Source organism: Marinobacter guineae, assembly GCF_002744735.1.
Taxonomy (GTDB): domain Bacteria; phylum Pseudomonadota; class Gammaproteobacteria; order Pseudomonadales; family Oleiphilaceae; genus Marinobacter; species Marinobacter guineae.
This window is the reverse complement of the sequence record NZ_KZ319340.1, coordinates 60,309-84,951: the sequence shown is the minus strand read 5'-3', so window position 1 is coordinate 84,951 and position 24,643 is coordinate 60,309. Positions and strand designations below refer to the sequence as shown.

Genomic DNA, 24,643 nt, shown 5'->3' with positions numbered 1-24,643 from the left:
CTGGTAAACTGTATTCAATGTCCGTTAAACAAGACCCGCTGCCTGCGGTTAAGGATTGCAGATGACTGACCAGAAAGAGCCGCAAGATCCGAATGACATGGCTACGCCCTCACCGGTAACGACCCGCCGTGGCGTGCGCAGCTTCGTGCTGCGCCAGGGCCGCATGACCGAAGGCCAGAAAAAGGCGTTTGAGCGTAGCTGGCCGAAATATGGCCTTACCCGGGAGGATGGAATGATCGATCCGCGCCAGGTGTTCGGCCGGGACGCCATGCTGAACCTGGAAGTCGGTTTTGGCATGGGCAAATCCCTGGCGGAGATGGCGGAAGCGGCGCCGGAACAGGATTTTATCGGAGTTGAGGTTCATCAGCCTGGTGTTGGCGCGCTGCTCAAGGAAATTGAGGACCGCGGCCTGGAAAATGTCCGGATCTACAGTATTGACGCCAATGACGTGATTGATCTGTGCCTGCCGGATGCCTGTCTGGACCGGGTGATGGTGTTCTTTCCGGATCCCTGGCACAAGAAAAGGCACCACAAGCGCCGGCTGGTCCAGCACGAGTTCGTTCAGCGCGTTCGCCACAAGCTCCGGGTGGGCGGTATTCTTCATCTGGCGACAGACTGGGAGAATTACGCCGAACATATGATGGAAGTAATGAATGGGTCCGAGGGGTTTGCCAACACCCAGGAATCCGGAGGATATTCACCTCGACCAGCAGATCGCCCGATCACCAAATTTGAAAAGCGGGGCGAAAATCTCGGACACGGTGTGTGGGATCTGTTGTTTTATCGAACCAACTAGTGTCCCCGGCAGGAATGTTCGGAGGCTTCAGTGGTGCGCCAGCGGATGGCGCCGGGAAGCCCGGAGAATTACCAGCCCGGCAATGCCCAGGGTCAGCGCGGTAAATTTGATCAGGGCGCAGAGGGTAGCTGACAGGCTCATCGCATCGGTGGGCGGAGTGAAATTATTCAGAAGCAGGATATTCTCGGCTACATCGCTGAGGCCGGCGGCCACGAATAGCGCCCGGATCCATCTGGCCACCATGCGTTCACGGACTCCGGGCCGATCCCGGGTGAAGTGATGGGTCAGTAGAATCAGGGCGATTGTGTAGGCGGGAATAAACAGGAAATCCAGCCATAAGGAAACTTTGGCCCAGAGAACGCCTTCACTGCGCCAGCTACGAAAGATGGCGTGCGCCTGATCAGCCGTGCCGGCGAGCTGGTAACTTATGATGCCCTGGGGCGCTGAAGCGGTCTGCAATGGCTGATTGATCAGCAGCAGGGAAAACAGCAACACCGCAGCCACGACCAGGCTGACTTTCAGGCCTTTTGGAAAGGCTGCCGATCCGTGTGCAGGGTCCATTACAGAAAACGCTCCAACAGGCTATTCAGGTATCGCTGGCCCAGTGCTGTGGCCTGCAGCCGGTCCTTAACCAGCAGTTTTTCATCACGTGCTGTTTTAAGTTTTACCCCAACTGACGACAGGGGTAAACCCGTTCGCTCGCAAAAAAGGCGTTCACTTACCCCCTCTGTGAGCCGCAGGGCGTTCATCAGGAACTCCAGGGGCAGGTCTTCAGGGGCAATAATGTCAGTGCCTGCCGTCCGGCTGCCAATCCGGTTCAGGTAGGCCTCGGGCTGACGGGTTTTCCAGTATCGCCGGATGCTTCCATCGGCCAGGCTGATCTTGCCGTGGGCTCCGGCACCGAGCGCCAGGTAATCACCAAAGGTCCAATAATTCAGGTTGTGGCGTGACGCCCTGCCGTCTCGACTCCAGGCCGAGACTTCGTAATCCCTGAATCCCTGTCGATGCAGAAACTCGGAACCCTGGCGATAGATGTCCCATAGGTGATCGTCGTCCGGCAAATCCGGTGGCCGGCTGTAAAACTCAGTGTTTGGCTCCAGGGTCAGCTGGTACCAGGACAGATGCGGAGGCTGGTAATCGAGAGCGGTTCTGAGATCCTCCAGGGCCTGCTCTGGTGTCTGGCCTGGTAACCCGTGCATCAGATCTATGTTGAAGTTGTCGAACCCGGCCTGCCGGGCGGCACTGATGGCGCGGTGGGCGGCCTCGCTGTCGTGGATGCGCCCCAGCGCTTTCAGGTGGCCGGAGTTGAAGCTCTGAACCCCGATCGAAAGCCGGTTGATACCGGCTTTCCGAAAGGCCTCGAAGCGGCCGGTTTCCAGTGTGCCCGGATTGGCTTCCAGAGTAATTTCGGCATCAGTTGCGATGTTGAGTTTTGTCCGCAAGTGGACAATCAGACGGTCATAGAAATCACCACTCATCAGTGACGGTGTGCCGCCGCCGATAAAGATGGTTTCTATGGGGCGCCCGGTAGCGAAGGCCAAGTCCTGCTCGAGGTCTTCAACCAGGGCATCAAGGTAGGCGGATTCGGGAATTGCGCCTGTTGTGGCGTGTGAGTTGAAATCACAGTATGGGCACTTGCGAACACACCAGGGTATATGGATATACAGGCTCAGCGGCGGGCAAACCGCCTTTGGTTGGTTACTGTCGCCCGGCTCACGGCTGTCCACCGGCTCAGGACTCCGCCCTGAGCTGTTCTGCCAGTAGTCTCAGGGCCCGGCCCCGGTGGCTGATGCGACTTTTCTCGGCGCGGGACAGCTCTGCTGCGCTGCAACCCTGTTCCGGTACCAGGAACACCGGATCATACCCAAAACCGCCGTCTCCCCGGGGGGCTCGGAGTATCGATCCGGGCCAGCGACCGTGGCAGATCAGCGGAGTGGGGTCATCGGCGTGGCGAAGGTACACCAGTACACAGTGGAACTGGGCCCCCCGCTGTTCATCCGGGACGTCGGCCAGGGCTTCGAGCAGGGCGTTCACATTGTCCTGATCAGTTGCATTTTCGCCGGCAAAGCGCGCAGAGCGAACACCAGGCTGGCCTCCAAGGGCATCAACGGCCAGCCCGCTGTCGTCGGCGAGGGCAGGGAGGCCGGTTTCCCTTGCTGCATGCCGAGCCTTGAGAATCGCGTTCTCGACAAAAGTAACGGCGGGTTCCTCGGCCTCACCCACGCCAAGCTCTCCCTGGGCAATCGGGGCCATACCCAGGGGCGCCAGCAACTCAGTCAACTCGGCAATTTTGCCTTTGTTGTTACTGGCTATAACGAGTTTTTCGGTCATAACGGGCTCAATCGCTGAACAGTGTGTGGGCAAACCGTATCGCCAGGTCCTGCTGATGGCCGGTGGGGCGCGCGGTGATGTTGAAGGTCATCAGCTCACCGGAGGAGTACTGGTACTCGGCGATAAAGTAGACCGAATCACCTTCCTGAATCCGGCGGAAGGCCAGAAATCGCACCTGCTGGATATCGTTGGACACCTTGCCTTCCACCTGGCCGCTTACCGGAGACATGGAGCCGTCCTCGTTTTCCTCCATGATGGCAATGTTCACAATGCCAATGCCCTTACTGCGCTGGAGGTCGTTGGCCTGGGCAATCTCAGGGGCCAGGAAGGTGCTGGGCAGCACGCTCCAGAGTACGGTGTAGTCACCGAAATCATTAGAGCCAGCGTGGGCCTGGAGGCTGAACAGGCCGATAAACACAGCAATTAACAGACTGCGGAATGTGGACAGGGCTTTTGCGATCATTGCTCGGTCTCCCGTGTAATTCGGTAAATGGCAATTTCACCCAACAGGTTTGGCCAGAGGCGAGCCAGCCAGCTGTTCTGATGCTGGCCATCCACCACTCGCCGGCTTTTGATTCTGATGCCTTTCTGTCGGCACAGAGCTTCAAAATCCTTGAAGGTGCAGAGCCGTATGTTGGGCGTGTTATACCATTTATACGGCAGTGCCTCGGATTCGGGCATACGTCCGCTGAGAGTCAGTCCCCAGCGCAGGCGCCAGTGGGCAAAGTTCGGGAAGGTGACGATGCCCTCACTGCCTACCCGCAGCATCTCGTCCAGAACCTTGTCCGGTCGCCGGACCGCCTGCAGCGCCTGGGTCATCAGAACGATATCGAAACTACCATTGTCAAAATTACCCAGACCCTGGGTGTCCAGGTTCTGCTCGATGACCGCGACACCACGCCCCATGCACGTTGTGATGTGGTCGGGGTTAATCTCCAGGCCAAATCCGCTGGCGCCGCGTTCCCGCTGGAGAAAGTCTAGCAGGGTGCCGTCACCACAGCCCAGATCAAGTACATGATGGCCAGGCTGGACCCATTGCTGAATGATTTCGAGATCCGGTCTCATGCGCCGACCTCCCTTGCCACGCGGTCCATGTAGGCGTTGAAAATATCAGTATAACGTGGTGTGGGAATCAAAAAGGCGTCGTGCCCCCAAGGCGCATCCACTTCGGCATAGCTGACTTTTCGCCGGGCCGCGATCATGGCGTTGACCATCTCTTCCGAGCGGGCCGGAGTGAAGCGCCAGTCGGTACTGAAGGAAACCACCAGGTATTCGCAAGTCGCGGCGGCGAGGGCCTTTGACAGGTCGCCACCGAACTCATAGGCCGGATCGAAGTAATCCAGGGCCCGGGTCATCAACAGGTAGGTGTTGGCGTCAAAGGATTCGGAGAATCGCTCCCCTTGGTAACGCAGGTAGCTTTCCACCTGGAATTCGGCGTCGTAGCCGAATTTGTAGGCCTGGTCCCTCAGTTCCCGGCCAAATTTTTCGCCCATGGAAGCATCGGACAGGTAGGTGATGTGCCCGACCATTCGCGCCAACATGAGGCCTCTGCGGGGCAGGGTGCCAAAGTCGTAATAGCGGCCGTCGTGGAATTCCCGGTCTGAGGTGATGGCCTGGCGGGCCACCTCATTGAAGGCGATGTTCTGGGCTGTCAGCCGGGGTGTGGACGCAATAGTCACTGCATGCCTCAGGCGGTCCGGATAATCCAGGCTCCATTGCAGTGCCTGCATGCCGCCCAGGGAGCCACCGACAACCGCGGCCCAGCAGTCAATACCAAGCCGGTCCGCCAACAGGGCCTGGCTTTTCACCCAGTCGCCGACGGTAATGACCGGGAACTCGGGGCCGTAAGGCTTGCCGGTCGAGGGGTTGGTGCTGCTCGGGCCGGTGCTGCCGTGGCAGCCACCGAGGTTGTTCAGGCTGACGACAAAAAACCGGTCGGTATCGATGGGTTTTCCCGGCCCGATGCAGCTGTCCCACCAGCCTGGCTTGCGGTCTTCGGCGGAATGATAGCCAGCGGCGTGGTGATGCCCGCTCAATGCGTGGCAGATGAGCACGGCGTTGCTCGCATCCCCGTTCAGCTTGCCGTAGGTCTCGACCACAAGGTCATAGTTTTCCAGGGTCTGGCCACAGGCCAGATCGATGGGAGCGTCGAAATGATAGGTCTGCGGGGTGATTATCCCAACAGAATCCGCAGGCAGGGAATCGGGCATCGGCGCGACAGGTTCCTGGTTCGATCCGTAAGTGGCTGAAACAGCAACGGCGCAGCCGTCGCCAGCCCAGCAGTTTAAAGCCGGGGCGTGATGGCTGCAACCGCCTGCGGTCTCGCGGGAACGGGGCTTATATCGCCCCGGAGATATTGACGACTTTCTGCTGGATCAGGGTAGGGGCCGGCTTGCGTATCTGGCGCTGCATGGCATCGGCCAGTTCGAGTTGCCGACGGAGATCGGCGATGGTGTGGTTCAGGCGCTGGCGCTCGGCCCGGCTGTCCCGGTCATTGCGGACCATGTCGCGAAGGCGCCGGATCTGGTGCTCCAGCAACTGCTTCTGCTCCATTGAGAACTGCATGATGGGCAGCAGCGCTTCCGACGGCCAGCGCTCGACGTCCTGACGCACCCGGGCATGCAGTGTGCGGGCTTCGCCAACCATGACATTGAAAAAGCGGCGTACCAGAACAGACTGTTCCGTGAGCAGGTTCTTCGGGCTGATGCGGAAACGGCGAGCCTTCTTGCGTAGCTCCCGGATGGCGATGACATGGCGACCGGCCCGAAGCGGTATGGGTTCCAGATGGCGGGCTCGGTTGTCCTCATTGTAGCGCCGGTAAATCGCACCCACCATTTTCTCGGCGAGATGGCCTTCACTGAGCAGATTGGTCAGGTCACTTTCGAGCAGTTCGAAGAACTGATCCATGGCGCGGTTCATGCCGGCTGTGGTCCAACTTTTCGACATGGTATTGCGGACGCGCTCTGCATGGCCTTCAAAGCGCTCTTCGCTAACCAGTTTCTTCAACAGGTCACCCTGGGAGTCCATCAGGCGCCGGCTGGAGCGCAGGGTGATCAGCTTTTTGTAATAGTAGTCGTAGTCTTTCTGGGCGCGCTCGGCCAGACGGCCCAATGCCGCCTTGTCCATGGTCACACCGGCGCAGGCATCGAGTTCTTCTTCCAGGGATTCCAGGCGATATTGCATCGCCGCCTGGCTGTTCTGGAGCATGCCCAGGAGGTCGTTGATCAGGCTCTGGGTGATCAGTTGCTCCTTGTGCATCAGGATGCGCTGTATAATCAGTTGTTCAAGCTGACCAATATTGGAGCGGTCGAACAGTTCATTGTTCTTTCTGACTCTTGCCACCAGGCCCTGCTTGGCCGAGACGGGGATGACGTCATGCTGGCGCATCCCCAGATGGTCGGCGGTATAGCTGCGCACCCGCTCGATGGCCTCCTGGGTGTGGCGCTCTCCCTGCAGGTCGTCCCAGAGCACATCGATTTTGTTCAGAACCGCAAAGCGACCGGCGCGATGGTCTGCATGCCGGGTGTCGATATGCTCTTTCCAGATGGTCATGTCACTGGCCGTTACGCCGGTGTCCGCGCTGAGTACGAAGATGATGGCATGGGCCCGGGGCAGCATGCTGATGGTCAGTTCAGGCTCGGAACCCAGGGCGTTCAGGCCGGGGGTGTCCAGGATGCGGAGCCCCCGCTCGAACAGCGGATGGCGGAGGCTGATCTGGGCGTTTCGCCATGCCGGCACCAGAACATTGCCCGGGTTGTTACGGTCCTGCTCCAACATGTCTTCATCAAAGCCCAGGCCTCGCGCCTCTTCCGGCGGCACACTTTTGACCCTGGCTACCTCGGCCAGGACTTCGCGCATAATGTCGGGGTCTCGTTCGTCCAGTTCATGCTTGACCCAGCGCTCCGGCTGCTTGCGCAGTTGCTGCAGGGACAAGTCGCCATTGCGGGTCTCTATTGGCAGCAGAAGCAGGTAATTCTCGTTGGCACTGCGATCGAAAAACAGCTCGGTGGGGCACATGGTGGTACGCCCGGCCTGGGACGGCAGCATGCGCTGACCGTATTCGGAGAAGAACAGGGCGTTAATAAGCTCGGTCTTGCCGCGGGAGTACTCCCCGACAAAGGCAATGGTCAGCTCGTCCTCAATAAGCAATTCGAGCCCGTGGCGAATGCGGGTGCTGATATCGTCGGAAAACAGATTGTTATCCTGCAGCCATAACCGGTAACGACCGATCTGGCGGATCAACTCTTTTTTCCAGTTGTGGTAAGCCTCAACCTGCTGCGACAGAGTTCCCTGTGGGGTCATCGGATTTTCCTTCTGCGCGACTTCCGGGTATCCCGGGCAAACCTGGGTGCTCACGGGTGACGGATTAATTACCGGTAATACTATCCTGTTCTTGCAATTTTTGTGGCTGAGCTGGGGGTGTAAGGTTGAATGATTTTGACGAGGTCATCATAAAAAAGGCCGCAGAATCAGTGTCCTGAAGCTGCAGCCTTGCAAGTATGATTTTCGTGGTTAAGTGTTACAAACTGTATATTTGAGACGAGGTTTACATACCGAGTCCGATGGCTCCCAGTCCTACAGCCACTTTCATATGTTCGATTACCACCGAAATGACATTCAGGATCAGGAAAACAATAATTGGTGACAGATCCAGGCCGCCCATGGAGGGCATGATGTTACGCACGGGGCGCATCACCGGCTCGGTGATCTGGGCAACCAGCTGAATCGCCGGATGGCCGCTGCCGGGAGCTATCCAGCTGACAACCACCACAGCAATGACTGACCAGAAGTAGATCTTCACGATAAGGTCCAGTACGTTCAGTACCGCCCAGACCAGCAGGGTAAGCGGGTTTATGGCGGGAATGCCGCCACTCAGGGCGATCAGTATCAGGAAGAAGGTGATGGCCTGAATAATGACCGCCAGAACCAGTGCAGCGCCGTCAATCCCGCCCCACCCGGGAATAAAACGCCGGAGCGGCCGTAGCAGGGGGTTGGTGGCCTTGACCACAAACTGGGTAATCGGGTTGTAGAAATCCGCCCTGGCGAGCTGAAGCAGGAACCGCAACAGGACAATTGTCAGATAAAAGGTGGATGCGATCAGCAGGATGGTAATCAGAATGTCTGCCAGCATGAAGCCGTGTCTCCGTTATCGGTTACTGTTTGCCAGCCAGTTCTTTGGCCATTTCTTCCGAGCGTTTGAACGCCGCGTTGTAGGCCTTGCGGACCAGATCCCGCATGCCACCGTCTTCAAATGTATTAATGGCCTGTTCCGTGGTGCCCCCGGGGGACATCACATTACGCTTGAGCTGGCCGGGATCCTGTTCACTGCGGGCGGCCATCTCGGCAGCTCCTGCCATGGTCTGGATGGCGAGTTCCCGGGCGGTGCCAGCTGCGATACCGGCTTCCGTAGCCACTTCCTCAAGTGCTTCGAGCATCAGGAAGAAATAGGCCGGACCGCTGCCCGAAAGGGCGGTAACGCCATGCAAAAGGTTCTCATCATCGACCCAGAGCGCAGAACCGATGCTCTCGAATACCGACTCCACCATCTTCTTCTGGTTATCTTTCACTTCTTTGTTGGCAAACAGGCCCGCGGCCCCTTTGCCTACCAGAGACGGCGTGTTGGGCATCACTCTGACCAGAGGTAGCCCGCCACCAAGCCAGCCATCCAGCGTATCGACTGTCAGGCCGGCGGCAATGGAAACCATTAATGGTCGGGTGTTCTGCACCACGGGAGCAATATCGCGACAGACATCGGCCATCACCTGGGGTTTGACCGCAAGGACCACCATGTCAGCCTGTTGGGCGCAGTAGCGATTGTCGGTCGTGACGCTTACTCCGAAACGCTTGCGGATGGATTGCAGGTGTGCGTCATCCGGTGCACTGACCCAGATGTCGCCGGCCTTGTAGCCGTTGTCCAGCATACCGCCAATGATGGCGCTGGCCATGTTGCCGGCGCCAATAAAAGAAATCGTTGGTGATGTGCTCAAGGTTCACTCCCCGGTTGATCGTTTAAACGTCTGGCCCTGATGATAGCAGGAACCGACCGCTTCAGCTCTTCACTGGCCTTTTGCCAAACACTGCAGTGCCCACTCTTACCCAGGTGGCGCCTTCAGCGATGGCCAATTCCAGATCGCCGGACATGCCCATGGACAGTGTGTCCAGCGGGCCGGCGTCCGGATAATCTGTTTTCAGTCGCTTCAGGGTGTTGGCCAGTTTCCGGAAGCTTGCCCTCAGGTCCGCCTCGGGCTGGTCCGGGTCCGGAATGGCCATAAGGCCTCTCAATTCTAGGTTTGGCAGCTCGCCGATGGCTGCCGCCAGCTCTGGAAGCTCCGTGATCCTGCTACCCGATTTGCTGTCTTCCTCATTAATATTAACCTGAAGGCAGATATTCAATGGGGGCAGGCTTTGGTCCCGTTGCTCGCTGAGCCGGCGGGCAATCTTGAGGCGATCGACACTGTGGACCCAGGAAAAGGCAGAGGCGACTTGCCGGGTCTTGTTGGATTGTATCGGGCCAATGAAATGCCACTCGATGCCCTCGAGATCCGCCAACGCTTCGATCTTCTCGAGGGCTTCCTGAAGGTAGTTTTCACCGAACGCCCGCTGTCCGGCGGCGAAGGCCTCCCGCAGATCCTCAGGCGGTCGCGTCTTGCTTACGGCAAGCAGATGCACAGCCCCTGGCTGGCGGCCTGCCAGCAATGTTGCTTTTTGTATGCGTCGGGTTACGCTCCCGATGTTGTCTGCTATGCTGCTCATAGTTTGAAATTGCCACGCTCGGTCTGTCACTTGTTCGGTGACACGTTACCCGCAGGTCACTGAAATGCCAAGTGAACCTCGTCGGGGCCTCGCCGGGCGGAAGTGACCGGGATAAAAGAAAAAGCCTTCCGAGGATTCCTATGGATATTACTGAACTGCTTGCCTTTTCGGCCAAACAGGGTGCGTCTGACTTGCACCTGTCTGCCGGCCTGCCACCAATGATTCGCGTTGATGGTGATGTTCGTCGCATCAATCTGCCGCCCATGGAGCACAAAGAAGTCCACGGGCTGATCTACGACATCATGAACGACAAGCAGCGCAAGGACTACGAAGAATTCCTGGAAACCGACTTTTCCTTTGAAGTGCCGGGTGTCGCCCGTTTCCGTGTTAACGCCTTCAACCAGAACCGCGGTGCCGGTGCGGTATTCCGGACCATCCCCTCCAAGGTCCTGACCATGGAAGATCTGGGCATGGGTCAGGTCTTCAAGGACGTGTCCTCGGTGCCCCGTGGGCTTGTACTGGTGACCGGCCCGACCGGTTCCGGTAAATCCACCACGCTGGCGGCGATGATCGACTACATCAACGATACCCGTTATGAACATGTCCTCACTATCGAGGACCCCATCGAATTCGTGCATGACTCCAAGAAATGCCTGGTGAACCAGCGCGAAGTGCACCGGGACACCCTGGGCTTTAACGAAGCGTTGCGTTCGGCACTGCGGGAAGATCCAGACATTATCCTGGTCGGTGAGCTTCGGGATCTTGAGACCATTCGCCTGGCCCTCACCGCTGCAGAAACCGGCCACCTGGTGTTCGGCACCCTGCACACCACCTCTGCAGCCAAGACCATCGACCGGGTGGTTGACGTGTTTCCGGCCGAGGAAAAGTCCATGGTGCGTTCGATGTTGTCCGAATCCCTGCAGGCGGTTGTTTCCCAGACCCTGATGAAAAAGATGGGTGGCGGCCGGATCGCGGCTCACGAAATCATGATTGGTACCTCGGCGATCCGAAACCTGATCCGTGAGGATAAAATCGCCCAGATGTACTCGTCGATCCAGACCGGTGGCTCCCTCGGTATGCAGACTCTCGATCAGTGCCTGGAGAAGTTGTTGCAAAAAGGATTGATATCGCGCGAAGCAGCGCGGGCGAAGGCGAAAATGCCGGATAACTTCTAACTCTCTTGCTCTCTGGCCTCATTTCGGGTGCAGGGAGCAGGGCGGGTGGCCTTCCCGGGACACGCTGTGAATACGTCCCTGTACGCTTGACTGCAGCATCCATGCTGCAGACAGTCCCGGGAAGGCCACCCGCCCAGCTCCTCGGACAATGTTCGGGGAGTCTACGAAGCGTCGACAAAAGAGCATAGGTAGCAAAATGGAATTCGAAAAGCTGTTGCGGCTGATGGTTGAAAAGGGCGGTTCCGACCTGTTTATTACGGCAGGTGTGCCACCGAGCATGAAGGTGAACGGAAAAGTGCTTCCGGTCACCAAGAACGCGCTGACGCCGGAGCAGACCAGGGAATTTGTCTACGGCTCCATGAATGACAAGCAGCGTGCCGAGTTTGACGAATCCCACGAGTGTAACTTTGCGATCAGTGCCCGGGGCATCGGCCGTTTCCGTGTCAGCGCATTCTTCCAGCGCAACCTGTGCGGCATGGTGCTGCGCCGGATCGAGGTGAAGATTCCTCAAATTGACGACCTGGCTCTGCCAGGGGTGATCAAGGATCTGGCCATGACCAAGCGGGGCCTGATCATGTTCGTGGGTGCTACCGGTACCGGTAAATCCACCTCGCTGGCGGCCATGCTGGGGCACCGTAACCGGAACAGTCGCGGCCACATTATCTCTATCGAGGATCCGATCGAATTCGTGCACCAGCACCAGGGCTGTATCGTGACCCAGCGGGAAGTGGGTATTGATACAGAGAGCTTTGAAGTGGCTCTGAAAAACACCCTGCGTCAGGCGCCGGACGTTATTCTTATTGGTGAGGTGCGTACCCGCCAGACTATGGAATACTCGGTGCAGTTCGCCGAAACCGGCCATTTGTGCCTGGCGACATTGCACGCGAACAACGCCAACCAGGCTCTGGACCGGATCATTCAGTTTTTCCCGCCGGAACAGCATAACCAGATCTGGATGGACCTGTCCTTGAACCTCAAGGCCATCGTAGCCCAACAGCTGATACCCACGCCGGACGGTAAGGGGCGGAAGGCGGTTATTGAGGTTCTGATTAATACGCCTCTGGTTTCGGATTTGATCCGCAAGGGCGAGGTGCACCGCCTCAAGGAGCTGATGGCCAAATCCAATGAGTCCGGCATGCAGACCTTCGACCAGGCGCTTTACCAGCTGTATGCAGAGGGCTCTATTACCTACGAAGATGCCCTGGCTCATGCAGATTCTGCCAACGACTTGCGCCTGATGATCAAGCTGGGTACCGATGCCCAGGGAGCGGACAAGTTGTCGTCTTCGGTGGACAAGCTCACGATTCAGGACGATTAGAGCCTGTTGTTTTGTTAGACTTTAGTTGTAGGTAGTTAGGGTCCCGAACCATTAGGGATGGCATTTGAGGCCATCCGTTGCAGCTGCGTATACTCCGCGCAAGTCCATAAGGAGATACTATGCACAACAATTCCTCAATGCTTGCACGAGCGGTTCGTCTAACCACCCTTGCGGCTTTCGCCGCGCCTGCCAGCACCCTTGCAGGCGGTTTTTCCCTGAATGAGCAGAGCGCCAGTGCCATGGGCACTGCCAACGCCGGAGCCGCCGCCAATCCCGAGAATGCCACTACGGTTCTGTTTAACCCTGCCGGTATGAGCCAGTTGTCTGGCACCAATATTTCCTTTGGTGCCGCGGTTCTGGATATTGATGCGGAGGCGAAGGGCGACAGTGTGCAGGCAGTCAATCAGGTTGGCCAGCCTGTCCCGGGCGATGGCGGCGGAGACGTTGCCGATCCTGCTGTGCTGCCGAATTTCTACCTCACCCACGAAGTCAGTGATTCCATTGACGTTGGCTTTGGTGTTCATGCGCCTTATGGATTGGCGGCAGATTACGAAAATGATTTCGCAGGTCGCTATTTCGCTGACGAAACGGAATTGACGGCGATTGCCTTCACTCCGTCGATATCCGTTAATAACGGCCAAGGACTGTCCATGGGCGCCGGGATTAACCTGATCTACGCTGAAGGGAAGCTGACGAGATTTCTGGACAACTCGGCGGCGAGTGCTGCAGTTACCGGAGGCGCTGCCCCCGGATTCTACGAAGAAGGGTATGCGGATGTTGAAGGGGATGATATCGGCATGACCTTTCGGGTCGGTTTTCTGTACGAGATGTCCGAAAGAACTCAATTTGGCTTATCGGCCCAAACCGGTACCGAACTGAACCTCAAGGGTGATGCCAAGCTGACCAATTTCGTTGATCCGGCTAACGGTGTGTTTGTCCCTACAACAGCTACTGAGCGTGTGGAAGTGCCTTTGGCAATTCCCGAGAGCGTGTCTTTCGGAGCCCGACATGGGCTGACAGGCACGGTGACGGTTCTGGCGGGAGTAACCTATGCCAAGTGGAGCCGTTTCGAGGAGCTGGATATCGTAAGCCGGGAGGCAGGTGGCGAAATAACACAGGCTCCACAGCAAGGGGCCATTCTCAGTCACATCACCGAGAAGTGGCAGAATACCTGGCAGTTTAACCTGGGGGCGATCTGGCAGGCTACACCCGAGTGGGCCTTCAAAACGGGCTATGCTTTCGACGAGTCACCAGTGAGCGAGAACTTTGCAACCGCCAGGATTCCGTCCAATGATCGCCATTGGTTAACCCTTGGCGCCCAATGGTCGGATGCCCATAGTGGCTGGACCGTTGACGTTGCGGCGGGCACACTGATTTTCGATGGTGATGCGCAAGTGAATGAGCGCATTTACCAGCACGAGAATCCTACGCAAGTTGCAGAGCTGCAGCCCGGTCAGGAAGATCCGAGCAATTATCGGGGCACTTACGATCTCACCGCCTGGAGTGCCGCTCTTCAGGTAAGCAAGGCATTCTGAAGCCTCAGTGCCTCCAGCTGATCAGAAATTTGGCGGATCAGCCAACCACCTGGCCACGGTAGATCACCTTTTTCTTCCGTGGCGGGTGGGCTTCCCCTTCCTCGTGATCATTGGCCGAAGCGGGTGGTGCATCCGCAATCACCTGTCCCCGATAGTTGCGTCTCAAGCCGTCATCCTCCTCAGGTTCAATGTTCAGTTGCGGAACCTGTTCCTTCAATGTTTGCCAGGTCCGGATCAGGTGACCTGAGCGGGTTTTTCGGGCGTAATCGGACAGTTGTTGTTCCAGGTGCTCTTCCGTGAGATGCAGCTTGACGCCGAATTCGGAGTGGATCAGGCGGCGGCACTGGTGAACCAGTTTCAGCACGCTGGGGTCCAGCAGCCAGCTACGTTCAGATGCCAGAGAAGTCATGGTTTGAGCCTCGGAAAAATGTGTCACAACATGGCGTTGCCCCGGTGTTCCCGGTGCAGGCAAGGCGCCGACCCTGTGGCTGAAGCGAATTTCATGCCGCATCGTGGTGGGATCGGTGTCAGGAGGCACCTGTTGCGCCTTGACGTGAAACCATGACAGAAACTGTCGGCTTCGTATCCTGAGTTTCTGGCGCATTTCAGTGCATTGGCGGGCGTCCATGCCCTGTTTTGGGGTGGGTCAGTGGGCTTGGTCCCAGTTGTCGCCGACTCCGGCTTCCACAAGCAGTGGTACATCCAGCTCTGCGGCTGCCGACATGCGTTTTACCAGTCCCTTACGGATTTTCTCCAGGGCCGATTCCTTCACTTCCAGAATCAGTTCATCGTGAACCTGCATGGTCATCCGGGCTTCGTCGGCATGCTCGGTGAGCAGCCAGTTTTCTACATCCACCATGGCCCGCTTGATAATGTCTGCTGCGGTGCCCTGCATAGGCGCGTTGATGGCGGTCCGCTCGGCAGCCTGTTGCAGCTGTTTGTTTCGGGCGTTGATTTCAGGTAGATACAGGCGACGACCAAACAGAGTTTCTACAAAGCCGTCGTCGTGGGCCTGTTTGCGGATGTTGTCCATGTATTTCAGTACGCCCGGGTAACGCTCGAAGTAGCGGTCTATGTATTGCTGGGCGAGCTTGCGTTCAACGTCAAGTTGCCGCGACAGGCCAAAGGCGGACATGCCATAGATCAAGCCAAAGTTGATGGCCTTGGCGCTCCGGCGCTGGTCCGACGAAACGTCGTCCAGGCTTACACCGAAAACTTCGGCGGCGGTTGCCTTGTGAATGTCTTCCCCATGTTCAAAAGCCGTGAGGAGTCCTTTGTCGCCGGAGAGGTGGGCCATGATCCGCAGTTCAATCTGGGAGTAATCTGCCGCCACCAGTTTGTAACCTTCCTGAGCGATAAACGCCTGACGTATCCGCCTCCCCTGCTCGCTGCGGATAGGGATGTTCTGCAGGTTGGGCTCGGAGGACGACAGCCGACCCGTCGCGGTGACTGCCTGGTGGTAAGAGGTGTGCACCCGGCCGGTCCGATGGTGAATCAGCTCCGGCAGGGTGTCGGTGTAGGTGGACTTGAGCTTGCTCAGGCTCCGGTGTTCGAGGATCAGTCGCGGCAGTTCGTAGTCGTGAGCGAGTTCCTGTAACACCGGCTCGGCGGTTGAGGGTGCGCCCTTGGGAGTCTTCTTGACGACCGGCAAGCCCATTTTCTCGTAGAAAATCGCCTGGAGTTGCTTGGTGGAGCCCAGATTAAAGGTCTCGCCTGCGACGTCGTGGGCTTCCTTTTCCAGTTCGGCCAGGCGCTCGGCCAGCTCCTGGCTATGCTGGCGCAGTGTGCTCGCGCTGATCAGGGTTCCGCGCTGTTCCATGCGTGAGAGCACCGGAACCAGCGGCAGGTCGATTTCCTCGTAAACAGACGCCAGCCTGCCGGTTTCCAGCAGCTTTGGTCTCAGGACGTCGTGCAGGCGCAGAGTGATGTCCGCATCTTCGGCGGCATAAGGTGCAGCTTTTTCCAGCTCGATCTGGTTGAACGTGAGTTGCTTGGCGCCCTTGCCGGCGATGGACTCGAAGCTGATGGTTTTCTCGCCCAGGTAGTACATGGCCAGACTATCCATATCATGCCGGGTGCCCACGGAATTGAGAACGTAGGATTCCAGCATGGTGTCTTCGGCAATCCCCTCAAGGCAAATGCCGTGATTGGCCAGCACATTTTTGTCGTACTTGAGGTTCTGTCCGACCTTGGCCAGGCCCGGGTCTTCGAGCAGCGGCTTGAGCTGTTCCAGTACCGCATCTCGGTCGAGCTGGTCCGGAGCGCCCATGTAATCATGACCCAGGGGAACGTACGCTGCTTCACCGGGTTTGATGGCGAAGGACACGCCAACGATCTCGGCGTCCATATAACGAAGGCTCGTGGTTTCGGTATCAAAGGCAAACAGGTCGGCGGATGTCAGACGTTGCAGCCAGCGGTCAAGATCGCTCTGATCGGTGATAACACTGTAGTTTCTGACGATCTCTGATGTCGGATTTTCATTGGCAGGTTTGGCGGCTGCTGTTGCCGAGTCTCCGTTGTTTTCCAGCTCCGCAATCCAGCTCCGAAGTTCGTATTCCCGAAACAGTTCAAGCAGCTTCTTGTCGTCCTGCTCGCGCAGTTTCAGGTCTTCCAGTCCAAAATCCAGCTCCACATCGGTACGGATGGTGGCAAGTTCCCGGCTCAACGGCAAGGTTTCAGTGGCCTCCCTGAGATACTCCCCAATCTTGCCCTTGATCTCGTCGGCGTGCTCAATCAGATTGTCCAGGTTCTCGTATGTCTGCAGCCACTTCACGGCGGTTTTCGGTCCGCACTTGTTAACCCCGGGGATGTTATCCACCTTGTCGCCCACCAGGGCGAGGTAGTCAACGATTTGCTCGGGTGTGACGCCGAATTTCTCCACCACGCCATCACGGTCCATACGGGTTTCGGTCATGGTGTTGATCAGCGTGACATGGTCGCTGACCAGCTGTGCCATGTCCTTGTCGCCGGTGGACACCACCACATCAATGCCTTTACTGGTGGCCTCATCGGCCAGGGTGCCGATGACGTCGTCGGCTTCCACGCCGGTTACGATCAGCAGGGGCAGGCCCATGGCCTTCACCATTTCGTGGATGGGCTTGATCTGGCAGCCTAGTTCATCTGGCATCGGCGGGCGGTTTGCCTTGTACTCTTCATAAAGGTCGTGCCGGAAGGTTTTACCCTTGGCATCGAAAACCACCACCATCTTTGAACCGGGGAAATCCTGCTCAAGACGCCGGATCATGCTGATCACACCCTTGATAGCCCCAGTGGGATGGTTTTTGCTGGTGGTCAGCGGTGGAAGTGCATGATAAGCACGGAAAAGATAGGACGATCCGTCCACAAGAACCACTGGTGGGGTGTTTTTGCTGGTCATGTCAAAACAGGTCCGGATTCTGATTGAAGCGTGGGTTGGCTTATGCAACTCTGTACTGAAATCGATGGACGAAAGGGTATCACGAAAATGAAACGAATCGCCTGCCCGGCATTGTTGCTCGTCTGCTTGCCGTTGGCTGTTCTGGCCCAGGAAGAGGGCGCGCTGAATGAGACGCCGGTGGAAACACCGAAGGAGCCCGTTGTGGTTTCCGATTATCAGCCTGCCGGCGACGGCCCGCAAATTGTTATTCGCCCCGGCGAGAACGAGGTCTTCTATGAGTACCGGGTGAATGGCCAGTTAATGGAAATCAAGGTTGTACCTGAAGTCGGGCCGGAATATTACCTGGTACCTGCTGATGGTGGCGGCTGGATCCGGGAAACCGAATCCGACATGCTGGTGCCCAGCTGGGTAATTTTTCGCTGGTAATTGATAAGGCCAGATCGAATCAGGTCATTCCCGCGTTTAGTATGAACATTCTAATTTTTGGGCGTAACTTGATTCCTGAGATCGAAGAAAGGCTCTCGTTGCAGCGGTATTTGCAGAGCCTTGTAACTATCAGGAATCAAGGAGATTCGATATGGGTAAACTCAAGTCATACCAGCAGCAGCTTCAGGGAATCGTGGACAAAGGCATCAATGCGGCGGAAGAGCAGCAGAAGAAGCTGAGTGCGAAGCCATTCAATTACGCCGAAAAGCTTGAGAGTGAGTTGCGCGAGTACAGCGTGAAGACTCTTCGCCAGCGTTACTATGGCTATAGTGATGAGGTCTTCGACCAGCTGCGCAGCCTGAACAGCCGCTTCAGCAACTTCGCCGGTGACCTGGTCGCCAAGCTGGAGAGGGAAGCTGCGCAAGGCGCCGATGCAGTCTCCGAAGCTGCCGGGGATGCTTCCAAAGCCATCTCAAAAGCCACTGGGGAAGTCTCGGAGGCTGCCGATGAAGCTGCCTCTGAAGTATCTGGCGCAGCCCAGGAAGCCAAAAAGTCTGCTGGACTGAAGAAGTCGGCAGCCCGGAAAACGACTTCTACTGCCAAGAACAGCACTGCTTCTGCCTGAAAACGGTGAAGCATCTCGCTTGATCAGTAAGTGAAATGAAAGAAGGGCCTTCGGTTGATAGAAGGCCCTTCTTTTTTATGACAGGTTTGACGACTGCCCGCGGTTCTCAGTCTGTTTCTTTGGTGGGCTCAAGCGGCAGTGTCCGGGCCTCGCCCGTGACTTCTTCCAGGCGTTCTATATCGGCTTCGAAGGCCTTCTGCAGTGTCTCGATCTCCTGGGATTGCGAGGCAATCTCCCGCTCAATATCCCCAATCTGTGACTCCAGCCTCCGGATTTTCTCAAGGGTGGCTTCCGGGATGTCGCGCCCGGCCCGTTCCATATCGGCCGCGCGGCTCTGTTCGTTGTCCAGCTGGCTGGATATTACCGAGATGTTGCCCTGCTTGAGCTGGATGAGGCCCTTGAGCTCCCGGATCTTTCGATGCATCGCTTTCACCGCCTGATCCGGATGACTGAAGCGTTTCAGCAATTGCCTGTCTTGCTCACGCTGTTCGGCGAGTTCTTTCTGGCGCTGCTTTTCGGCTTCCCGGGCGGCAATTTCTTCTTCCGTGGGAGCGGGAGGAATGGTCTCGATCACGCGGCCATTGTTGCCCAGAATATCGTAGCCTCGTTTGGTGGCTTCCTGGGGAATAGTGCTACTGATCACTACCTGGCCGTTCTCATCCATGTAACGGTACATGTTGGCTGCGGCGTGGGTCGCAATGCCCAGCATAAGCGCACACGCACAAGCCCTGGCTGAAAATGCGGTCAGACGATTGGCCATTAATCAGACTCCGTAACGATCCCGATAACTGGCGACCTTCTCGGCATGCCCGGCGAAGTCCGGGTTGGCCTTGAGGTAGTCCAGAACCTGTTCGAGGCGAATGATGCTCACCACCGGAATGCCAAACTCCTTTTCCACTTCCTGAATGGCGGACAGCTCGCTATTGCCTTTTTCCTGGCGGTCCAGCGCTATAAGCACACCGGCCGGTTCGGCACCGGCGGCCCGGATAATGTCGATGGATTCACGGATCGCGGTGCCCGCAGTAATAACATCATCGACGATCAGCACTTTGCCCTGCAGTGGTGCGCCAACAATATTGCCACCTTCACCGTGATCTTTCTTTTCCTTACGGTTAAACGCAAAAGGTTTGCTGTTACCGTCTGTAGCCAGGGCCATTGCTGTTACCGTGGCCAACGGAATGCCCTTATAGGCAGGGCCGAAAATGATGTCATAATCCAGCCCGCTGCGTGTTATCGCAGCGGCATAGGCCTTGCTTAACTGAACCAGGTCGTCCCCAGTATTGAACAAACCTGCATTGAAGAAGTAGGGGCTGGTTCGACCCGATTTGAGCGTGAACTCACCAAAGCGCAGTACGTTCCGGCGGATGGCAAATTCAATAAATTTTTGCTGATAGTCGTGCATGACAAGGCTTCTGGCGGGTGTTGATCTTTAATTAGCGCGTAAAAACGGTATCATACACACAAACCGAATCAGGGAACACGTATGCGGGTAGTATCAATCAGCGTCAATGGCCTCGCCCAGGCTGTTGAAAAGGGCTTTTTCGACTGGCTGGCGCAGCAGGATGCCGACGTAGTCTGCGTTCAGGATCATCGCATGCGGGCCTACGAGATTGAGGACTACAACCTGATTCCGGAAGGTTACGAGGCCTATTTTATTGATGGCGAGAAGAACGAGGATGGTGGGGTGGGCATTTACACCCGCCACTTTCCAAAGGCCATCATGTACGGCTTCGCTAATGAGCAGGCGGACCGGGAGGGCCGGTTTATTCAGGCCGATTTTGACAAGGTTTCCGTGGCCTGTGTGCTCGCTCCCTGTGCCCTTGCCCGGGAAGAAGAACTGATCGGTGAAGACGACCTGACGGTCCTTGACCACAAGGACGAGTTCATGGAGTCTTTCGGTCTGCATATGCAGAAGACGCTTCGCAAGCGTCGGCAGTTTATTTTCTGCGCCAATCTCCAGACGGCCCATCACGTAACCGACGCCAGCCCGCTGTACCACAAGCTGGATTTTTCAGGATTCCTGCCCCACGAGCGCGCCTGGCTTGATCGCCTGTTTGATGAAATGGGCTGTATCGACGGATTCCGTGAGGTGAACAAGCAGAGCAATCAGTTCACCTGGTGGCCGGAGCAGGCGGAGGGTTCCCGCAAGAATGCCGGTATCCGGGTCGATTATCAGCTGCTGACGCCGGGGATTCGCAAGACCATCGAGGATGGCTGGATTGATAGCTCAACCCGGTTCTCGGACCATGCGCCGGTGATCATGGACTACGATATCGAAATCGGCTTTTAAGCTTCTGCTTCGGGTGTAAGCGTTAGCGTCGGACTTTCTGCCCAGACACGCTGCGAGTACATCCATGTACGCTTGTTTCCGGCCATCCATGGCCTCCAACAGTCTGGGCAGAGAGCCCGACGCCAACGCCCAGGCTGCAGTGTTTTCCGTCGGGGCGGATTGGCAGCGTGGGTCGGATTAGGCGAAAGCCGTAATCCGACACTCAAACAGCCGCGAAATTACCCTTCCAGCGCCGCCTTCTGAATCTCAAACAACTGCTCAATACCCTGTTTTGCCAGTACCAGCATGCTGTCCAGCTCTTCCTGAACGAACGGCGCGCCTTCTGCCGTGCCCTGAATTTCGATGAAGCCACCCTGGTCGGTCATGATGACATTCATATCGGTTTCCGCTTCGGAGTCTTCCGGGTAGTCCAGATCCACCACCGGAGAGCCTTTATAAACGCCAACGGAAAGTGCGGCGATCATTTGCTTGAGTGGTGATTTTTTCAGGCGTTTTTCGGCGACGAGGTGGTTCAGGGCGTCGACCAGCGCCACACAACCGCCGGTGATGGCAGCAGTGCGGGTGCCGCCGTCGGCCTGGATGACGTCACAGTCTACGGTGATGGTGTGCTCGCCGAGGGCGGAGAGGTCTACGGCGGCGCGCAGAGAGCGGCCGATCAGGCGCTGGATTTCGACGGTGCGTCCGCCCTGCTTGCCGCGGGCGGCTTCCCGGCCCATGCGGCTGCCGGTGGAGCGGGGAAGCATGCCGTATTCGGCGGTGATCCAGCCTTTACCTTCGCCCCTCATGAACGGGGGAACCTTGTTTTCGACGGAGGCGGTACAGATAACTTTCGTATCCCCGAATTCCACCAGCACGGAGCCTTCGGCGTGGCGGGTGTAGTTGCGGGTAATTCGAACATCTCTCGGTTGCTCTGGCGTTCTGCCGCTTGGACGCATAGTGTTTCCTGAAGTCAGTATTGGGTGTCCGGGCGCATGACCCGGTCGATCGATTGTCGAAAAGGGCGAGGAGTATAACACGTTGGCCCGGGCCTTTTGTTTGGTTCGCCGTGGGTGTTAAGAGCCTGTTAGACTCGGAGTGTTTCCATTAACCATAAGCGGAGCCGACATGATCCGAAGTATGACCGCATTTGCCCGGAAGGACGCTCAGGGAGACTGGGGTACGCTGACCTGCGAGATCCGGACGGTGAACCACCGATATCTGGAGCCTTCGTTCCGTCTGCCAGAAGCTTTCCGGGAACTTGAGAACCGGTTTCGCGAGGAGCTTCGGAATCAGCTGAAACGAGGTAAGGTGGATGTGTCCATGCGGCTTCAGTCCGCCGACAATGTGACCCAGAGCTTTGAGGTCAGCGAAGAGATGGCTCAAGCGGTCAATGAGGCTGCGAATCACATCAACCGGATGCTGGACAACCCCGCCCACATCAACGCCCTGGATATTCTTCGCTGGCCTGGTGTGCTTTCGGTGCCGGAACAGGACTACGGCCCGGCGAAAGAGGCAGCGACAGGCCTGTTTGAACAGACTGTTGCAGAACTGGCGTCAGTACGGGAGCGTGAAGGAGAGCGGTTGCGACCCTTGTTCGAAGATCGTCTGAGTACCATGGCTGAGTTGGTCTCGGAAGTGCGCACTCGCATGCCGGAGTTGCTTGAGGCTCAGGAGAAGTCGCTTCGGGAGCGGTTTGAAAAAGCGAAGGTGGAGCTGGATCCTGATCGGATTACCCAGGAAATGGTGATGCTGGCCCAGAAAAGCGATGTGGCCGAGGAGCTGGACCGGCTGGATGCCCATATCGGTGAGGTGGCGGATACCCTGAAAAGTGAGGATGCCATCGGTCGCCGGCTGGATTTCCTGATGCAGGAACTCAACCGCGAGGCCAATACGCTGAGCAGCAAAAGTATCGACGCCGGAGTGACCCGCATTGCCGTGGATCTGAAAGTGCTGATTGAGCAGATGCGGGAGCAGGTGCAGAACCTGGAGTAAGCCCGGATCAAGGCTGTTTCAGGCTGTCCAATTGGTCCGGCAGCCTGAACGTGACCCGTTGCTTGCTCAGCGGGCAGTCGAATTCCAGGTAGAATGCCAGCAGTTGCAAAGGAACCGGAGCGGGTCGTCCATAGAGGCGGTCGCCGACGATCGGGTGCCCCAGGCCGGCCAAGTGGCGGCGGATCTGGTGTTTTCGTCCGGTTTCGATGCTTACTTGCACCAGGGAGGTCTGGTCGGTCTCGCTGGCACTCAGTGTTGTCACCCGGCTGGTTGCCGGTTTGCCCTCCACCGGAGCGTTAACGAGCTGATCCTGGGCGTTGATCACCCCGGTCACTCTGGCTCGGTAGTGTTTGGTCATGGTTCGGGCCGCAAAGCACTGGGAGAGGGCGCCCGCTGCTTTCGGGTCGTGGGCGATCAGCATCAATCCGGCGGCATCGGCGTCCAGGCGGTGAATGAGGTGACATGGTCGGTCGAGGCGAATTTCTGCCATCCTCAACAGGCTGCAATGGTCGCCCCACTGTGAGCCCTGGGCGAGCATGCCGTGGGGTTTGAACCAGACGGTGTAGCGCCCGTTGTCCTCCAGCAGAACCGGGTCTTCAGGCTTTCTGGCCAGTACCTTCTCGTCATAATACAGCTGCAGCCGCACGCCGGCCCTGAGCTCTTTCGTCGCTCTTCGTAGTCTTAACTGTTTGCCCTTGTGCGTCCACCAGCATGCGCCCTTGGTCATGGCGTCCTTGATTTTCTGGCGTGAGAGCTCCGATGCCTCACTCAGTGCATCAACGGCTTTCCGGGGTTCCTGAAGAGTGATGTCTATGGTCGTTCGCATAGGGTGTGCCAGTTGATAAAAAGGGCAATTAGACAAATGGTATCAGGTGGCGCCCTGTCGGGGTGCGGTGGTTTGCCAAAGTCCGTATAATTCCGTGTTTTACCGGCCGGAGTATGCGGTCGCCAGATCCAGGTTTGGAGTTCTCGGGTTATGAGTCAGGCAGTTGAGCAGGGTACCCTGTATGTAATATCTGCGCCATCCGGTGCCGGCAAGACAAGCCTTGTGGCGGGCATGCTCCGCAACGACGACAAACTTGGCGTCTCCGTGTCCCATACCACTCGCGCCATGCGCGAAGGTGAGCAGGATGGTGTGAACTACCACTTTGCCACCCGCGCCGAATTTGAAGCGATGATCTCCCAGGGCGATTTTCTGGAACACGCGGATGTCTTTGGCAACTACTACGGCACCTCTCAGGTCTGGGTGCGGGAGACGCTGGCCAGGGGGCGGGATGTTATTCTTGAAATTGACTGGCAGGGTGCCAGCCAGGTGCGACGTCTGATTCCCGAGTGCGTCAGTATTTTTATTGTGCCGCCGTCCCCGGAAGTGCTCCGAGAGCGGTTGGTGGGGCGTGGTACCGATGCCCCCGGGGTGGTGGAGCGCCGGTTGGCCGAGGCTACAGAAGAGTGCCGACACGCTGTTGAATTTGATTTTCTGGTGGTCAATGACGACTTCGATATCGCCCTCGCGGACCTGCTGGCCATCGTCCGGGCCCAGCGTCTGCGCATGGGAGCGCAGCAGCCACGGCACCGGAGGCTTCTGGCAGAGTTGTCTGGCCCGGCCTGATACGGGCTTTTGCTGTATACAAATTGAGCCGGCCACAGTAGACTACTCGGTCTGCTGAATCAGTCATTTTATTTGTCGGGGAATTTATGGCACGAGTTACCGTTGAAGATTGTCTGGAACACGTTGATAACCGCTTCCAGCTGGTCATGCTGGCTACCAAGCGTGCCCGCCAGCTCGCTACCAAAGGTGCCGAGCCGATGGTGCCGGAAGAGAATGATAAGCCGACGGTCATTGCCCTGCGCGAAATTGCCGAAGGAAAGATTTCTCGTGATCTGCTCAAGGAAGAAGACGACGAGTAAGTTATTCGCGGATATCCGGTAATAAGTACCTATCCGCAAGTGAGAAGCATTGAAATCTGTCCCCGCGGTTTTATAGTGTATCTATAGAGCGTTGCTGGAAGGACTAAGGAAGGACCCGGATGCGTGCATTCGGGTTTTT

The 24,643-nt window shown here is 57.3% G+C and carries 26 protein-coding genes; 10 read left to right on the top strand and 16 right to left on the bottom strand.

Annotated elements, in window-relative coordinates; translation table 11 throughout:
* Positions 1-61 precede the first annotated feature (61 nt).
* A complete protein-coding gene (gene trmB / locus CLH62_RS08435) occupies positions 62-796 on the top strand; it encodes a tRNA (guanosine(46)-N7)-methyltransferase TrmB (RefSeq protein ID WP_099617731.1) in 735 nt (244 codons plus the stop codon).
* Positions 797-823: 27 nt separating this feature from the next.
* On the opposite strand, the gene CLH62_RS08430 is transcribed toward trmB, so the two are convergent.
* The 10 genes from CLH62_RS08430 to CLH62_RS08380 form a co-directional block, all read right to left on the bottom strand.
* Positions 824-1,357 carry a hypothetical protein gene (locus CLH62_RS08430; protein WP_099617730.1) on the bottom strand — a complete coding sequence of 178 codons (534 nt, stop codon included), beginning with the start codon at positions 1,355-1,357 and terminating at the stop codon, positions 824-826.
* Entirely contained in the window at positions 1,357-2,523 is a 1,167-nt protein-coding gene (hemW, locus tag CLH62_RS08425) for a radical SAM family heme chaperone HemW (protein ID WP_099617729.1), read from the bottom strand. The genes CLH62_RS08430 and hemW overlap by 1 nt, the downstream gene beginning before the upstream one ends.
* 4 nt (positions 2,524-2,527) lie before the next feature.
* A complete protein-coding gene (gene rdgB / locus CLH62_RS08420; protein ID WP_099617728.1) occupies positions 2,528-3,127 on the bottom strand; it encodes an RdgB/HAM1 family non-canonical purine NTP pyrophosphatase in 600 nt (199 codons plus the stop codon).
* Between the two features lie 7 nt (positions 3,128-3,134).
* Positions 3,135-3,590: a DUF4426 domain-containing protein gene (locus CLH62_RS08415; protein ID WP_099617727.1), complete on the bottom strand. Its 456-nt coding sequence runs from the start codon at positions 3,588-3,590 to the stop codon at positions 3,135-3,137.
* Positions 3,587-4,192: a methionine biosynthesis protein MetW gene (metW, locus tag CLH62_RS08410; RefSeq protein ID WP_099617726.1), complete on the bottom strand. Its 606-nt coding sequence runs from the start codon at positions 4,190-4,192 to the stop codon at positions 3,587-3,589. The genes CLH62_RS08415 and metW overlap by 4 nt, the downstream gene beginning before the upstream one ends.
* Positions 4,189-5,337, bottom strand: coding sequence for a homoserine O-succinyltransferase MetX (gene metX, locus CLH62_RS08405; RefSeq protein ID WP_099617725.1), 1,149 nt, complete (start codon positions 5,335-5,337; stop codon positions 4,189-4,191). The genes metW and metX overlap by 4 nt, the downstream gene beginning before the upstream one ends.
* Positions 5,338-5,464: 127 nt before the next feature.
* Entirely contained in the window at positions 5,465-7,429 is a 1,965-nt protein-coding gene (locus tag CLH62_RS08400) for a dynamin family protein (RefSeq protein WP_099617724.1), read from the bottom strand.
* A gap of 244 nt (positions 7,430-7,673) precedes the next feature.
* Entirely contained in the window at positions 7,674-8,258 is a 585-nt protein-coding gene (locus CLH62_RS08395; protein ID WP_099617723.1) for a YggT family protein, read from the bottom strand.
* Positions 8,259-8,280: 22 nt separating this feature from the next.
* Positions 8,281-9,114: a pyrroline-5-carboxylate reductase gene (gene proC / locus CLH62_RS08390; protein ID WP_099617722.1), complete on the bottom strand. Its 834-nt coding sequence runs from the start codon at positions 9,112-9,114 to the stop codon at positions 8,281-8,283.
* A gap of 61 nt (positions 9,115-9,175) precedes the next feature.
* Complete coding sequence (locus CLH62_RS08380) at positions 9,176-9,880, bottom strand: YggS family pyridoxal phosphate-dependent enzyme (protein WP_099617721.1); 705 nt, start codon at positions 9,878-9,880, stop codon at positions 9,176-9,178.
* 140 nt (positions 9,881-10,020) lie between these two features.
* Between CLH62_RS08380 and CLH62_RS08375 the strand changes: the two genes are divergently transcribed.
* From CLH62_RS08375 to CLH62_RS08365, 3 genes are all read left to right on the top strand, one after another.
* Positions 10,021-11,055: a type IV pilus twitching motility protein PilT gene (locus CLH62_RS08375; protein WP_099617720.1), complete on the top strand. Its 1,035-nt coding sequence runs from the start codon at positions 10,021-10,023 to the stop codon at positions 11,053-11,055.
* Positions 11,056-11,251: 196 nt separating this feature from the next.
* Positions 11,252-12,373 carry a PilT/PilU family type 4a pilus ATPase gene (locus CLH62_RS08370; protein WP_099617719.1) on the top strand — a complete coding sequence of 374 codons (1,122 nt, stop codon included), beginning with the start codon at positions 11,252-11,254 and terminating at the stop codon, positions 12,371-12,373.
* Between the two features lie 119 nt (positions 12,374-12,492).
* Entirely contained in the window at positions 12,493-13,908 is a 1,416-nt protein-coding gene (locus CLH62_RS08365) for an OmpP1/FadL family transporter (protein WP_099617718.1), read from the top strand.
* A gap of 37 nt (positions 13,909-13,945) precedes the next feature.
* Here the strand turns inward: CLH62_RS08365 and CLH62_RS08360 are convergent, their stop codons facing one another.
* On the bottom strand, positions 13,946-14,317 hold the full coding sequence (locus CLH62_RS08360) for a hypothetical protein (RefSeq protein ID WP_099618809.1): 372 nt from the start codon (positions 14,315-14,317) through the stop codon (positions 13,946-13,948).
* 237 nt (positions 14,318-14,554) lie between these two features.
* Positions 14,555-17,284 carry a DNA polymerase I gene (gene polA, locus CLH62_RS08355; RefSeq protein WP_099617717.1) on the bottom strand — a complete coding sequence of 910 codons (2,730 nt, stop codon included), beginning with the start codon at positions 17,282-17,284 and terminating at the stop codon, positions 14,555-14,557.
* An 87-nt stretch (positions 17,285-17,371) separates the two neighbouring features.
* Here polA and CLH62_RS08350 point away from each other — a divergent pair, with 87 nt between their 5' ends.
* The gene (locus CLH62_RS08350) at positions 17,372-17,710 is read left to right on the top strand and encodes a DUF2782 domain-containing protein (protein WP_099618808.1); all 339 of its coding nucleotides are present in this window, start codon (positions 17,372-17,374) and stop codon (positions 17,708-17,710) included.
* A gap of 151 nt (positions 17,711-17,861) precedes the next feature.
* On the top strand, positions 17,862-18,335 hold the full coding sequence (locus CLH62_RS08345) for a hypothetical protein (protein ID WP_099617716.1): 474 nt from the start codon (positions 17,862-17,864) through the stop codon (positions 18,333-18,335).
* 106 nt (positions 18,336-18,441) lie between these two features.
* On the opposite strand, the gene CLH62_RS08340 is transcribed toward CLH62_RS08345, so the two are convergent.
* A complete protein-coding gene (locus tag CLH62_RS08340; protein WP_099617715.1) occupies positions 18,442-19,095 on the bottom strand; it encodes a DUF4124 domain-containing protein in 654 nt (217 codons plus the stop codon).
* A 3-nt stretch (positions 19,096-19,098) separates the two neighbouring features.
* Entirely contained in the window at positions 19,099-19,737 is a 639-nt protein-coding gene (gene pyrE / locus CLH62_RS08335; RefSeq protein WP_099617714.1) for an orotate phosphoribosyltransferase, read from the bottom strand.
* A gap of 81 nt (positions 19,738-19,818) precedes the next feature.
* Between pyrE and CLH62_RS08330 the strand changes: the two genes are divergently transcribed.
* Complete coding sequence (locus tag CLH62_RS08330) at positions 19,819-20,625, top strand: exodeoxyribonuclease III (protein ID WP_099617713.1); 807 nt, start codon at positions 19,819-19,821, stop codon at positions 20,623-20,625.
* Between the two features lie 218 nt (positions 20,626-20,843).
* On the opposite strand, the gene rph is transcribed toward CLH62_RS08330, so the two are convergent.
* Positions 20,844-21,560, bottom strand: coding sequence for a ribonuclease PH (gene rph, locus CLH62_RS08325; protein ID WP_099617712.1), 717 nt, complete (start codon positions 21,558-21,560; stop codon positions 20,844-20,846).
* Positions 21,561-21,729: 169 nt separating this feature from the next.
* On the opposite strand from rph, the gene CLH62_RS08320 reads away from it, so the two are divergent.
* Positions 21,730-22,596: a YicC/YloC family endoribonuclease gene (locus CLH62_RS08320; RefSeq protein ID WP_099617711.1), complete on the top strand. Its 867-nt coding sequence runs from the start codon at positions 21,730-21,732 to the stop codon at positions 22,594-22,596.
* 7 nt (positions 22,597-22,603) lie between these two features.
* Here CLH62_RS08320 and CLH62_RS08315 read toward each other — a convergent pair whose 3' ends face one another.
* The gene (locus CLH62_RS08315) at positions 22,604-23,422 is read right to left on the bottom strand and encodes an RluA family pseudouridine synthase (RefSeq protein WP_099617710.1); all 819 of its coding nucleotides are present in this window, start codon (positions 23,420-23,422) and stop codon (positions 22,604-22,606) included.
* Between the two features lie 150 nt (positions 23,423-23,572).
* On the opposite strand from CLH62_RS08315, the gene gmk reads away from it, so the two are divergent.
* Together gmk and rpoZ are read left to right on the top strand one after the other, a co-directional pair.
* A complete protein-coding gene (gene gmk / locus CLH62_RS08310; RefSeq protein ID WP_099617709.1) occupies positions 23,573-24,205 on the top strand; it encodes a guanylate kinase in 633 nt (210 codons plus the stop codon).
* Positions 24,206-24,291: 86 nt separating this feature from the next.
* Positions 24,292-24,504, top strand: coding sequence for a DNA-directed RNA polymerase subunit omega (gene rpoZ / locus CLH62_RS08305; protein ID WP_099617708.1), 213 nt, complete (start codon positions 24,292-24,294; stop codon positions 24,502-24,504).
* Positions 24,505-24,643 lie beyond the last annotated feature (139 nt).

Bases quoted from the DNA above. Each gene is read 5' to 3' on its own strand.
- trmB (WP_099617731.1), top strand. From the start codon at position 62: ATGACTGACCAGAAAGAGCCGCAAGATCCGAATGACATGGCTACGCCC.
- CLH62_RS08430 (WP_099617730.1), bottom strand. From the start codon at position 1,357: ATGGACCCTGCACACGGATCGGCAGCCTTTCCAAAAGGCCTGAAAGTC.
- rdgB (WP_099617728.1), bottom strand. From the start codon at position 3,127: ATGACCGAAAAACTCGTTATAGCCAGTAACAACAAAGGCAAAATTGCC.
- CLH62_RS08415 (WP_099617727.1), bottom strand. From the start codon at position 3,590: ATGATCGCAAAAGCCCTGTCCACATTCCGCAGTCTGTTAATTGCTGTG.
- metW (WP_099617726.1), bottom strand. From the start codon at position 4,192: ATGAGACCGGATCTCGAAATCATTCAGCAATGGGTCCAGCCTGGCCAT.
- metX (WP_099617725.1), bottom strand. From the start codon at position 5,337: ATGCCCGATTCCCTGCCTGCGGATTCTGTTGGGATAATCACCCCGCAG.
- CLH62_RS08400 (WP_099617724.1), bottom strand. From the start codon at position 7,429: ATGACCCCACAGGGAACTCTGTCGCAGCAGGTTGAGGCTTACCACAAC.
- CLH62_RS08395 (WP_099617723.1), bottom strand. From the start codon at position 8,258: ATGCTGGCAGACATTCTGATTACCATCCTGCTGATCGCATCCACCTTT.
- CLH62_RS08380 (WP_099617721.1), bottom strand. From the start codon at position 9,880: ATGAGCAGCATAGCAGACAACATCGGGAGCGTAACCCGACGCATACAA.
- CLH62_RS08375 (WP_099617720.1), top strand. From the start codon at position 10,021: ATGGATATTACTGAACTGCTTGCCTTTTCGGCCAAACAGGGTGCGTCT.
- CLH62_RS08370 (WP_099617719.1), top strand. From the start codon at position 11,252: ATGGAATTCGAAAAGCTGTTGCGGCTGATGGTTGAAAAGGGCGGTTCC.
- CLH62_RS08365 (WP_099617718.1), top strand. From the start codon at position 12,493: ATGCACAACAATTCCTCAATGCTTGCACGAGCGGTTCGTCTAACCACC.
- CLH62_RS08360 (WP_099618809.1), bottom strand. From the start codon at position 14,317: ATGACTTCTCTGGCATCTGAACGTAGCTGGCTGCTGGACCCCAGCGTG.
- polA (WP_099617717.1), bottom strand. From the start codon at position 17,284: ATGACCAGCAAAAACACCCCACCAGTGGTTCTTGTGGACGGATCGTCC.
- CLH62_RS08350 (WP_099618808.1), top strand. From the start codon at position 17,372: ATGAAACGAATCGCCTGCCCGGCATTGTTGCTCGTCTGCTTGCCGTTG.
- CLH62_RS08345 (WP_099617716.1), top strand. From the start codon at position 17,862: ATGGGTAAACTCAAGTCATACCAGCAGCAGCTTCAGGGAATCGTGGAC.
- CLH62_RS08340 (WP_099617715.1), bottom strand. From the start codon at position 19,095: ATGGCCAATCGTCTGACCGCATTTTCAGCCAGGGCTTGTGCGTGTGCG.
- pyrE (WP_099617714.1), bottom strand. From the start codon at position 19,737: ATGCACGACTATCAGCAAAAATTTATTGAATTTGCCATCCGCCGGAAC.
- CLH62_RS08330 (WP_099617713.1), top strand. From the start codon at position 19,819: ATGCGGGTAGTATCAATCAGCGTCAATGGCCTCGCCCAGGCTGTTGAA.
- rph (WP_099617712.1), bottom strand. From the start codon at position 21,560: ATGCGTCCAAGCGGCAGAACGCCAGAGCAACCGAGAGATGTTCGAATT.
- CLH62_RS08320 (WP_099617711.1), top strand. From the start codon at position 21,730: ATGATCCGAAGTATGACCGCATTTGCCCGGAAGGACGCTCAGGGAGAC.
- CLH62_RS08315 (WP_099617710.1), bottom strand. From the start codon at position 23,422: ATGCGAACGACCATAGACATCACTCTTCAGGAACCCCGGAAAGCCGTT.
- gmk (WP_099617709.1), top strand. From the start codon at position 23,573: ATGAGTCAGGCAGTTGAGCAGGGTACCCTGTATGTAATATCTGCGCCA.
- rpoZ (WP_099617708.1), top strand. From the start codon at position 24,292: ATGGCACGAGTTACCGTTGAAGATTGTCTGGAACACGTTGATAACCGC.